We start from the raw sequence: 11,152 nt of genomic DNA, 5'->3' as shown, positions 1-11,152 counted from the left end.
TCTCGATCCTGGATGCTGCGAAATTTCGGCGATGGTCTACCGTGCCCGCCGCCGTGAGCGTTGTCCGAGGGGTTGGCACTTGTCGTCCGAATTGAACGAGGAACTTCGCGGGGGGACATCGCGCCCGGTCGCGTACCGTGAACGCTCGTTCGTACCCGACGAACATACCGATGTCGAACTGCTCCGTGCGCATGTGCGCGGCGAGCGGCACGCATTCGCCGAGTTGTTGCGCAGGCATAACGACCATCTCTGGCAGACCGCCCTGCGCACCTCCTATACGCGTGAAGACGCGGCCGATTCGCTGCAAGATGCGCTGCTGTCGGCTCACCGCACGGCAGCGTCGTTCCGCGCCGAGGCCGAGGTGCGCAGCTGGTTGCACGCGATCGTCGTGAACGCCTGTCTGGACCGGATCCGGCGCAACAAGACCAGGTACGCGCTCTCACTTTCGCCCGAGACCATGCCCGAACCCAGCAACGATCGCGATGAGATGGCCGAAATGGAGACCACCATGGTCGTCGATCACGCCTTGTTCTCGCTGCCACCCGATCAACGAACCGCGCTGGTCGCGATCGATCTGGAGGGGTATAGCGTGGCCGAAGCAGCCGCGATGCTCGGTGTGCCGGAGGGGACGATCAAGAGTCGATGTGCCAGGGCGCGGCAGCGGCTGAAAGAACGTCTGGAATTCCTGCGTGATCCGGGGAACCGGAGGTAGCTGAGATGCGTCATTAGTAGTGACGAACCATTGAACGTATACATGTAGTTCCCGTCGTCGAGGGAATCCCTGCGATGTCAGATCCGAAAAACGGAGGTGCGATGGCAACCAGGTCCGTGCCGCAGCCTCCGTTCACGGCCGAATTGCTCGCCGACTTGCACGCCGACAACGTGACGCCGGAGCAGCGCGAACAGTTGTGGCCGATGGTGTCGCGCGACCCGGAGGCGCTGCGCTTCCTGCAGTCGCTCGACGATGTCAGCGCTGAGGTGCGCGCTCTCGGCCGCGATGAGCAGATCATCCACACCATGCCGGCAGACGTTGCCACCCGGCTCGGACGGTTCGTCGAGGAACTGGACCGTTCAGAGGTGCCCGCCGCACCTGCGGCGACGATTCACCCACTACCGCACTCGTCGGCGATCGCACATGACGGGCCGTCGATTGCTGCCGCCGTTCCCACCCAGTCGGTCCAGTTCGACGTGCGCCGCCGCAGAATGCGTCGACTCACCGCGGCTGCCGCCGCGATCGTGGTTGTGGCCTGCGCGGGGGTGGTCGGGTCGACGCTGCGCGATGACGACGACGTTGCACCCGGCGCCCAGCCGACCACCGACAACGGCGAACTGGGCGCCGATCTCACCGGCACTGTCGCACTCAGCGCGCTGGGCCGCCATGACGTCAGTGGTTTGCTCGCCCGCCCAGGGGCGCTCGATCGCTGTGTTCAGGCGAACGGGCTCGACCGTAAGGTGCTCGGCTCCACCGATATCACCTTTCAGGACCGCGCCGCGGTTCTCATCCTGCTCGCCGGCCCCCACCCACCCAAGATCACCGCACTCGTCGTCGGAACAGGTTGTCGCGCAGATGATCCTCAGCGGAGGGCATTGCGGGACATCGGCTGACGGCGCGATATCGGCCACGCCCTGGCGTGACCCGGCCGACGTGGGAACAACAACCATTACCCTGTTGTTGACCGACACGTCTACTGATTCCCCCGGGAAGGGCCTCATGAGCACGCCAGTCTCCGATCTGATCATCGTCGGCTCCGGACCCGCCGGCTACACCGCCGCGGTGTATGCGGGTCGTGCCGAACTCCAGCCGCTGGTGTTCGAGGGAACCCAGTTCGGCGGCGCGCTGATGACCACCACCGAGGTGGAGAACTTCCCGGGTTTTCGGGACGGCATCATGGGCCCCGATCTCATGGAGGAGATGCGCGAGCAGGCAAAGCGGTTCGGCGCGGACATCCGCACCGAGGACGTGGACGCCATCGATCTCAGCGGTCCGATCAAGAAGGTCACCGTCGGCGACCAGACCTATCAGGCATATGCCGTGATCCTCGCCATGGGATCAGCCGCACGTTACCTGAACGTGCCGGGTGAGCAGCGGCTGCTGGGCCGCGGTGTCAGCGCCTGCGCTACCTGCGACGGCTTCTTCTTCAAGGGACAGGACATCGTCGTGGTAGGCGGCGGCGACTCCGCGATGGAGGAGGCCATCTTCCTGACCAAGTTCGCCTCCAGCGTCACCATCGTGCACCGCCGCGAGGAGTTCCGCGCCTCCCGCATCATGTTGGAGCGGGCGAAGGCGAACGAGAAGATCACGTTCGTGCTGAACGCCGAGGTGACCGAGGTACACGGGGACAACAGCGTCACCCACCTGACCCTGCGCGACACCAGCACGGGTGAGTCCTCCGAGCTGGCCGCGACCGGCCTGTTCGTGGCGATCGGCCACGATCCGCGCAGCGAACTGGTCAAAGGCCAGGTCGAGTTGGACGACGAGGGCTATGTGCAGGTGCTGCACCCGTCGACCGCCACCAAGATCCCCGGCGTGTACGCGGCGGGTGACCTGGTCGACCACACCTACCGCCAAGCGATCACCGCGGCGGGCACCGGCTGTCGCGCGGCCATCGACGCCGAGCGCTGGCTCGCCGAACAGGGCGATATCACCTCGAATACCCTCGACAACGCCACTGATTCGGTCGCCGTCCCCGCCAACTGAGTTGCTGTCGCGGCTTCACCACAAGGAGAAACCTATGTCCGAGTCTGTCAACACGGTCGTCGTCACCGACGCGTCCTTCGCCGACGACGTGTTGCTCAGCGAGAAGCCCGTCCTCGTCGACTTCTGGGCCGACTGGTGCGGCCCGTGCAAGATGGTCGCTCCCGTTCTGGAGGAGATCGCGGGAGCACACGCGGACAAGCTGACCATCGCGAAGTTGGATGTGGATGCCAACCCGAGCACGGCCCGCGATTATCAGATTCTTTCGCTGCCCACTATGATGCTTTTCCGCGGCGGTAAGCCGGTCAAACAGATTGTCGGGGCGAAGGGTAAAGCGGCCCTTCTTCGCGAACTCGAAGGCGTTATCTAGCGGCGCGATCGGATGACGCGCCGTAGGATATCCGGACGCGGGAATTGCCGGAATCCGGTCCGGGTCTGCGACAATCGACCGACGCTCCTGTCGTGCGAAAGGTGTCCCATCGCATGAGTGGGTACCCGCGGGTTGACGAAAGGAAAGGGCTCTCACGCATGCACCGACTTCGTCACGGCGATACCGGTCCAGCCGTCGCAGAGGTTCGGAGCACCCTGGCAAGTCTCGGGTTCCTACTCGCGCATGTCGGTTCCGATCACGCGGACGCACGCGAATATTGGAAGGGCATCGACGCGACTTTCGACCATCATCTCGACTCCGCGGTGCGTGCGTTCCAGCAGCATCGTGGTCTGCTGGTCGATGGCGTGATCGGTCCGGCGACCTACCGTGCCCTGAAAGAGGCGTCCTACCGGCTCGGCGCGCGAACGCTGATCTATCAACTCTCCGCGCCGCTCTACGGCGACGACGTGGCCACTCTGCAACGCAGGCTGCAGGACCTCGGGTTCTACGTCCACCGCGTAGACGGTTACTTCGGCCCGCATACCCACGAAGGACTCACCGCTTTCCAGCGGGAAATCGGCCTGTCCGCCGATGGCATCTGCGGTCCTGACACACTGCGCTCGCTCGACCTGCTCGGAGCCCGGGTCACCGGTGGTAATCCACACCGGATCGCGGAAGAAGAGGTGGTACATCGGGCCGGCCCGCAGCTGACCGGCAAGCGGATCGTCATCGACCCGGGTCTCGGCGGACAACACCAGGGCAACGCGGTGCCCACGGAATACGGCGATGTCTACGAGTCGGAAATTCTGTGGGATTTGGCAAGCCGGCTGGAAGGCCGGATGGCCGCCACCGGCATGGAGACCTTCCTGTCCAGACCGTGGGGCGCCGACCCGACCGACGCCGAACGCGCCGATACCTCGAACGCCTTCGATGCCGATCTCATGATCTCGCTCCGCTGCGCAGCCAACCCGAGTCCACTGGCCAACGGCGTGGCCGGATTCTATTTCGGCAATTCACACGGCTCGGTCTCCATGATCGGCCAAGTGCTTGCCGGATTCATCCAGCGCGAGGTAGTGGCACGAACCTCGTTGCAGGACTGCCGTACTCATCCGCGGACCTGGGATCTGCTGCGCCTCACCAAGATGCCGACCGTGCAGGTCGACATCGGCTACCTAACAAACGATTACGACGCCTCGGTGCTCGCCAACCCGCGCATGCGCGACGTGATCGCCGAAGCCATCCTGATCGCGGTGAAACGACTGTATCTACTCGGACAAGACGACCAGCCCACGGGCACTTACACTTTCGCGGAACTGCTGGCCGAGGAACTCGCCGCGGCCGACCGGATGTAGTTTCTTGCGGTAAATTCGAAAAGCCCCTTGCCGATTCCTTGGGTTCACTCGGTCGTCGCAACACTCTCGATTGAGAGGTTGCGGCGACCGAGTCGTTTCGGAGGATTTGGCTCAGTTCGGTGATCAGCTGACTCGGTTGGTCGGTGCTGGGGTCGCGGTGAAGGAGGCGGCCGCAGTGTTGGGATTTTCGCGGCAGCGGTGCTATGCGATCCTGCGCGCGACGGGTCGTCCAGCAGGGAGGCCAGCCAGGGGCATTTCCATCTTCCGGTCAGCGGGCTCCGACGCGGGTGGGAGCAGTCATCGAGGCCGCTGCGAGCAGCTGGTCCAGCGCACGCTCCACATCTTCCTTCCAGCCGTGATCGGAGTTGAGTTCGAGCCGCAGCCGCGGGAACCTATGGTGCGGCGCGACCACCTCGAAGCCGACGTCCTCCAGGAAATCGGCTTCGACCATGCAGGTCTCCGGCGAGCACTCGGTGAGCGGACCCGCCGCGCCGACACCTTTGATCGGCGCGGTGATCCGCTCCATCAGCGTCATCGAACCGAATCGCTCCGACAACGCCTGCGCCGGCGGGTCGCTGCGAATGCCGAACGCCTCCAGTGCGCGCACACCGCGGCGTACCAGATCGGCCACCACAGCTTGGATCAACCGGTGGGCGATGTCGGCATCCTGATAGGGGAATTCGGCTCGCAGTGTGGTCAGCAGGACCGCGTCCGGGCTTACCGGAGAGGTGGGGAACAGTGTGGCCCGCGGCACCGCGCTCGGCGGCGCGTACAGCGCGCAACCCGCGATGTTGCCGTCGACCTCCGCCACCTGTCCACACGAACCCCACTCCAGCATCACCGTGGACAGCCAGGCTTCCTTCTCGAAGACCGGATCACTGAAGTTACGGGAGTCCTCGGCCACCGCGGGATCCATCTCCCAGAACACACAGCGTCGTGCATGTGCGGGCAGTTTCCCCAGTCCGCCGAGGGTTAGTGCTGTGACGCTGGTCGACACCGCTCTGCTCAGCCTCCAGCTGTCCGATTCGTCCACGCTCACGCCGCATCAATGGTTGCTCGCCAGCAAGAATAAGCGATCAAAGAGAACCCGCCTCATTCCATATCGCTGTGCTGTTGGTTAGAAGAACTTGTGGTGCTCAATCGAGAGCCGTGCACGCTCCGCGACTCGTGTAAACCCATGCCGTCACAGTGACGTTTCGGCCGTGGACTCACACCTATCGAAATCACAAGTTATTTTTTGTCACTTCTGTCACACGCCGGAGGTACTTTGCTCCATCAGGGCGACGATGCGCTCGAGGTCTTCGACCGAACCGAATTCGACGACGATCTTCCCCTTACGCTTACCCAGGCTTACGGTCACCCGGGTGTCGAACGAACCGGACAACCGCTCTGCCACGTCCTGCAGACCCGGCATCTGAATCGGCTTCCGCTGCGGAGCGGGGGAGGGCACCGCAGTATCGAGATCGCGGTTCGCCAGCGTGACAGCTTCCTCTGTCGCACGGACCGATAGCCCCTCGGCGACGATGCGGGTAGCGAGCACCTCCTGGGCATCCGCACCCGCCTCCAGACCGAGCAGTGCCCGTGCGTGTCCTGCGGACAGCACGCCCGCCGCGACCCGGCGCTGCACCGGAATCGGCAGCTTCAGCAGACGAATCATATTTGTCACCACCGGGCGGGAACGACCGATCCGGGCCGCCAATTCCTCGTGCGTGACATCGAATTCCTCCAGCAACTGCTGGTAGGCCGCCGCTTCCTCGAGCGGGTTCAACTGCACCCGGTGAATATTCTCCAACAGGGCGTCACGCAGCATCGACTCGTCCGATGTCTCCCGGACGATCGCCGGGATAGTGACCAGACCGGCCTCCTGGCATGCCCGCCATCGCCGCTCGCCCATGACGAGCTGATAGCGGTCGACTCCCGCTTCGACTCTGCGCACCACGATTGGTTGCATCAGCCCGAACTCACGGATCGAATGCACCAGTTCGCCCAGTGCTTCTTCATCGAAAGCCGTGCGGGGTTGCTTGGGGTTCGGCTCGATCTGATCCGGCGGGATCTCTCGGTAGACGGCCGCGAGACCGGCGCTCTCGTCGGCGGGATCGGGGACCCGATGCAGGTACGTCGAGGCGGGCTGTGGGCCGATGGGATCGAGACCGATAACGCTCGCGGCCGCGCTACTGAGACCTGGCGAAGCCGCCGGTGCCGTCGGGATCAGCGCGGCGAGACCGCGCCCGAGCCCACCCTTCTTCGCCTGACTCATCGGTCTATCGGTCCCTTCTTCGTTTCGCCACCAAACCGGACTTGCCGAGCATCGGCTCGGCAGACACACCGCGTCACTCGACCGACCTCATTGCGGCACCCTGCGGTGCTACCGCGCGAGACGCCATCTCGCGTCCGGCATCCAGGTAGCTCATCGCACCCCGGGAGCCTGGATCATAATCGAGCACCGTCATGCCATACCCCGGCGCCTCCGACACCTTCACACTGCGCGGAATCACCGACCGCAGCACCACATCGCCGAAGTGCCCACGGACCTCTTCCGCGACCTGGTCGGCCAACTTGGTTCGGCCGTCGTACATCGTGAGGATCACGGTGGAGACATGGAGTTCGGGATTCAGGTGCGCCTGCACCAGACCGATATTGCGGAGCAGCTGACCCACGCCTTCCAGCGCGTAGTACTCGCACTGGATCGGGATCAGCACCTCCTTGGCCGCGACCATCGCGTTGACCGTCAGCAAACCCAGCGAAGGCGGACAGTCGATCATCACGTAATCGATGTCGTACCCGGCGATATTCGCCTCTTGAATGGCGGCCTTCAGTCTGCCCTCCCTGGCCACCATCGATACGAGTTCGATCTCGGCGCCGGCCAGATCTATGGTCGCGGGGATACACAGCAGGCGCTCGCTGTGCGGGCTCTGCTGAATCGCATCCTTGATGGAGACCTCACCGATGAGGAGTTCATAGCTCGAGGGCACGCCCGAGTGATGCTCGATGCCCAGGGCCGTGCTGGCGTTGCCCTGCGGGTCGAGATCTATCACGAGAACCGTCATCCCCTGGTGTGCCAGAGCTGCCGCCAGATTCACCGCGGTGGTGGTCTTGCCGACACCGCCTTTCTGATTGGCGATCGTGATGATGCGCTGCTCGTGCGGTTTCGGCACTGTCGCCTTTCCTGGGTGGAGGATCTGACTTGCACGTTGGGCTTCGGCGGCGATCGGGGTCTCACTGGCAGAGATGTGCCCGAACGGTGTGCTTCCGAATGCCTCCGCGTCGAAAGTGCTGGCGTCCAGCATTCCCGGCACGCGCGACGTAGTTTCCCGTGAAACATTCGCCGAACCGCTCGACATACACAGCTCCTAACCCGAGAACTTCAGACCACGTGCACTCGCCAGGCGGGATCGACGCGGTGTCTGTAACAGCCTTGGCCGGAACGAACATGATGCCCAACCGGGTTCGCGGCGCCCGATCGACCGAGCGGAGCCTCGCCGCTGTGACAACCAGATCATCCGTGGCACCTACGCTCACGCCCGACGCCCACTAGCTTGCCAGCACTGAGCGCGATTAGAAAGCTGAATCGCGGCGAGACGCACGGGGACACGCAAATCTGCACGATTCGCGTGTCGATATCTGCTGTTTCACATGAAACATTGCGGCCGGACGACGGTTCCAGCCGCTTCAGCGACGGAAAGAAGCGTGCCTCCGCGTCCGAAGACGCTCGTACACCTCCAGACAACGCCAGAACTGGTTGACTGACTGCACCTTCGTTGACGACCAGCCTCTTCTAACGGAGTCATCGTGCGTCAGCTCCGGGCCGGGCGGGGGATGACCGGCCTCACGTCTACACTGAGGCGACGCCCGTGCCGTTGCGGGATCCAGTGCCGATTCCATTCGAGGAGTACTGGAGTCGTTGGCGATCATTCAGACCTCGGACCATCGCGTGAACAAACGCGCGGCCGGACCGGCGGCGCGGTCCAGCCACAGACGGGACTACCTCCGTGGCCGCACACCCTCCACGCCGCACCGATGACATCCGGAGACGCCCTCGACATATGTTTCACGTGAATCCATCTGGGCGGCCGGTCGGTCGATGAGTCGAGCGGGAAGTGCCGCCTCGTCAGTGGCACACCACCCGGAACGGTGACACGGTTCCGACATCTCGAACTCAGAGCCAGCGGTACGAGCTTTCCTGCCACGCAACGCGCGGAACCCGCCCGGCATACTCCATTGAGCACGCCTGACCGTGACCGTCCGATTACGACATCGGTCAATCGCACGTTGTCGAAGAGACCAGAGCAGCGTGATCCGACACGTACGGATTGGCGCGTGCGGAACCCCACCATTGACGAGGGGTAGTCGAACCAGGTCCATCCGACCGCATGGCTTCTATATGGCGGCATCGTGAGATCGACTCCCAAAGCGCTGAGTTCGAACCCCCTGTGGAGCAAAGACGTTCCGAGACGACCACGCAGCCATTCTGCAAGGTGTGATCGTGTAGTTCGCCCGCAGCGCCAAGCCTCGGTCCGACCATACCGGGCGCGCGACGTGTGGCTGGCAGGTTCGTCACGAGCGTCGTACCACGACAGTGAACTCATGCCTCGCCCTAGAGGAGAACCGCGGACAAGGGCTATGACACATTAGCCGCGGACGCACCCAGTGCCGTCCGCTTCGATCACTGTGTAGCCGGTACAGCGTGGCTGCGCCACCTTCCTCCTCCAGAGTGACATAGAGCGAACGTACAGACTTCCGCGCAAGATCGTGCCAGCGGCGATCCGTCAGTCCTGCAAGGGTGATCGTGTTGACAGGACAGACACGCCGCGGTGGCTGTACTCGGTCACCAGGTTGGCGATGGGGGAAGACTCCCCATTCGGTGTCTACCGACACCACCGTGGAGGCCACTCAACGTCCAGCACAGTGCACTGGCTCGCTCCTGCCAGCCAATTGATCCTCGTCCGAATCGTATTGTCCGGGTGGAGATCAGCGGGGCGCGTCCAAGACTCCGTGATTCACGTGAAACATTGGCGAGCGGCCGGCAAGCGGTTCACACCCCGGCAGCCGTAGGCCTGTCCGCTACGGGTCGACAACTCTTGGATCCGGTGTGGTCATCCCACAAGACGGCCACCTTCCGTCAGGGTGACGAAATGCGTCAGCCATAAGGGTTGTCCATCAGCTTTTTGCCATCGACCGCGCTCGCCAGGTCGACGGAACGCAGTTACCAGGCCGTCTGCGTCATCGCACCGGGCAACGGGCCCTACTCGGCCTTCCGAGCCGCGCGCCTCGCACGCCTTTGCTCGCCCGCCGCAACGCGACTCGCTTTCTTCGCACCGCGTTCAACCGTCCGCTCCGCACGCCGACGCGAGCTCCGCTCGGCACGGGGGAGTCGTTCGGCGCTGATCACCATGGTCGGTGTGGACACCAAACCCACGCCACACTCGAGGACGACCACGTTTCCGGCGCCCGCCCGGGCGAGTGCGTCTTCGTCGCGCTGGAGTTCCTCCACCGCACTGGCGCCCTTGAGCGCGAGCATGTGTCCATGGTCGCGGAGAAGGGGCAGCGACCACTGGGCGAGCTTCCCCAACGGAGCGACCGCGCGGGACGTGACGACGTCCGCCCCACCCGCTTCCTTCATCACACCAGACTGTTCGGCGCGCCCGCGGACCACGGTCACGTCCAATCCGGCCGATTCGATGAACTCGCTCAGAAAGATGGTGCGACGGAGCAGCGGCTCGACCAGGGTGATCCGCAGGTCCGGGCGCGCGATCGCGAGCGGGATGCCCGGGAGTCCGGCGCCACTACCGATATCGACCACGGACGCGCCCTCGGCGATCAGTTCGCCGAGCACCGCACAATTGAGGATGTGTCGATCCCAGAGGCGCGGCACCTCGCGAGGTCCGATCAGCCCGCGGTCCACGCCGGCGGTCGCGAGTGCCGTGCAGTACCGCCGTGCGAGATCGAGTCGGTCACCGAAGATGGCCGTCGCCGCCGCCGGTGCCGGCGGTTCCAGCTCCGCGGGCACCTCAGTGGTTCCACCGAGATCTCGTTCCACGTGAAACATCCTTCCGAACTCGAATCGATCAGGGAGCGAGCAGTCAGGCGCCGGGCACGAATAAGGCCTCCGGTCCGGAGACCAGAGGCCCTATCCAACCACTACCGGTCCGCATCCGGAACTGCGGTGTTCAGGAGGGCACCACGACCACGTGACGGTTCGGCTCGACGCCTTCGCTCTCGCTGCTGACACCGTCCACCGCGGCCACCGCGTCGTGCACGATCTTGCGTTCGAACGGGGTCATCGGCGCCAGCGACTCCGGCGCACCCGATTCCAACACTCGCTGCGCCGCGGCCGCGCCCAGCGCGCTCAGCTCGGACCGCCGCTTGGCCCGCCAACCGGCCACGTCCAGCATCAACCTGCTGCGCTCGCCAGTCGACTGTTGGACAGCAAGCCGGGTCAACTCCTGCAGGGCATCGAGCACCTCGCCGTTGTGGCCGACGAGTTTCGACAGGTCGCGGCCGCCGTCGATGCTCACGATGGCGCGGTCGCCTTCCACGTCGAGATCTATGTCGCCGTCGAAGTCGAGTACGTCGAGCAACTGCTCGAGGTAGTCACCCGCGATCTCGCCTTCTTCGATCAGTGCATCCTCGGCATCGCTCACGACATCGCCGGTGTCCGTCTCGGCGTTCACCATGGTCGTCGCCACTGTGGCGTCCCCTCCGTCAGTCTCAACAGTCATTTGTTTTTCCTTCATC

Annotated in this window: 10 protein-coding genes; 5 read left to right on the top strand and 5 right to left on the bottom strand. The window is 64.2% G+C overall.

The window, feature by feature from the left end; genetic code table 11:
* Positions 1-91: 91 nt before the first annotated feature.
* The 5 genes from sigM (at position 92) to AB0B25_RS01105 (ending at position 4,417) form a co-directional block, all read left to right on the top strand.
* On the top strand, positions 92-712 hold the full coding sequence (gene sigM, locus AB0B25_RS01125) for an RNA polymerase sigma factor SigM (protein ID WP_357173263.1): 621 nt from the start codon (positions 92-94) through the stop codon (positions 710-712).
* Between the two features lie 101 nt (positions 713-813).
* The gene (locus AB0B25_RS01120; RefSeq protein WP_357172820.1) at positions 814-1,605 is read left to right on the top strand and encodes a hypothetical protein; all 792 of its coding nucleotides are present in this window, start codon (positions 814-816) and stop codon (positions 1,603-1,605) included.
* A 106-nt stretch (positions 1,606-1,711) separates the two neighbouring features.
* The gene (trxB, locus tag AB0B25_RS01115) at positions 1,712-2,698 is read left to right on the top strand and encodes a thioredoxin-disulfide reductase (protein WP_357172818.1); all 987 of its coding nucleotides are present in this window, start codon (positions 1,712-1,714) and stop codon (positions 2,696-2,698) included.
* A 34-nt stretch (positions 2,699-2,732) separates the two neighbouring features.
* A complete protein-coding gene (trxA, locus tag AB0B25_RS01110) occupies positions 2,733-3,065 on the top strand; it encodes a thioredoxin (RefSeq protein ID WP_357172815.1) in 333 nt (110 codons plus the stop codon).
* Between the two features lie 158 nt (positions 3,066-3,223).
* The gene (locus AB0B25_RS01105) at positions 3,224-4,417 is read left to right on the top strand and encodes an N-acetylmuramoyl-L-alanine amidase (protein ID WP_357172812.1); all 1,194 of its coding nucleotides are present in this window, start codon (positions 3,224-3,226) and stop codon (positions 4,415-4,417) included.
* 268 nt (positions 4,418-4,685) lie between these two features.
* Here the strand turns inward: AB0B25_RS01105 and AB0B25_RS01100 are convergent, their stop codons facing one another.
* From AB0B25_RS01100 to AB0B25_RS01080, 5 genes are all read right to left on the bottom strand, one after another.
* Complete coding sequence (locus tag AB0B25_RS01100; protein ID WP_357173260.1) at positions 4,686-5,414, bottom strand: GNAT family N-acetyltransferase; 729 nt, start codon at positions 5,412-5,414, stop codon at positions 4,686-4,688.
* A 252-nt stretch (positions 5,415-5,666) separates the two neighbouring features.
* Positions 5,667-6,674, bottom strand: coding sequence for a ParB/RepB/Spo0J family partition protein (locus AB0B25_RS01095; RefSeq protein ID WP_357172809.1), 1,008 nt, complete (start codon positions 6,672-6,674; stop codon positions 5,667-5,669).
* 73 nt (positions 6,675-6,747) lie between these two features.
* Positions 6,748-7,758 carry an AAA family ATPase gene (locus AB0B25_RS01090; protein ID WP_357172806.1) on the bottom strand — a complete coding sequence of 337 codons (1,011 nt, stop codon included), beginning with the start codon at positions 7,756-7,758 and terminating at the stop codon, positions 6,748-6,750.
* Between the two features lie 1,901 nt (positions 7,759-9,659).
* Entirely contained in the window at positions 9,660-10,463 is an 804-nt protein-coding gene (rsmG, locus tag AB0B25_RS01085; RefSeq protein WP_357172803.1) for a 16S rRNA (guanine(527)-N(7))-methyltransferase RsmG, read from the bottom strand.
* Between the two features lie 121 nt (positions 10,464-10,584).
* A complete protein-coding gene (locus AB0B25_RS01080) occupies positions 10,585-11,091 on the bottom strand; it encodes a protein jag (protein WP_357173257.1) in 507 nt (168 codons plus the stop codon).
* Positions 11,092-11,152: the final 61 nt, after the last annotated feature.

Source organism: Nocardia sp. NPDC049190, assembly GCF_040648115.1.
GTDB lineage: Bacteria > Actinomycetota > Actinomycetes > Mycobacteriales > Mycobacteriaceae > Nocardia.
Note: the sequence above shows the minus strand (reverse complement) of the source record. Positions and strands in the feature narration are given on the sequence as shown.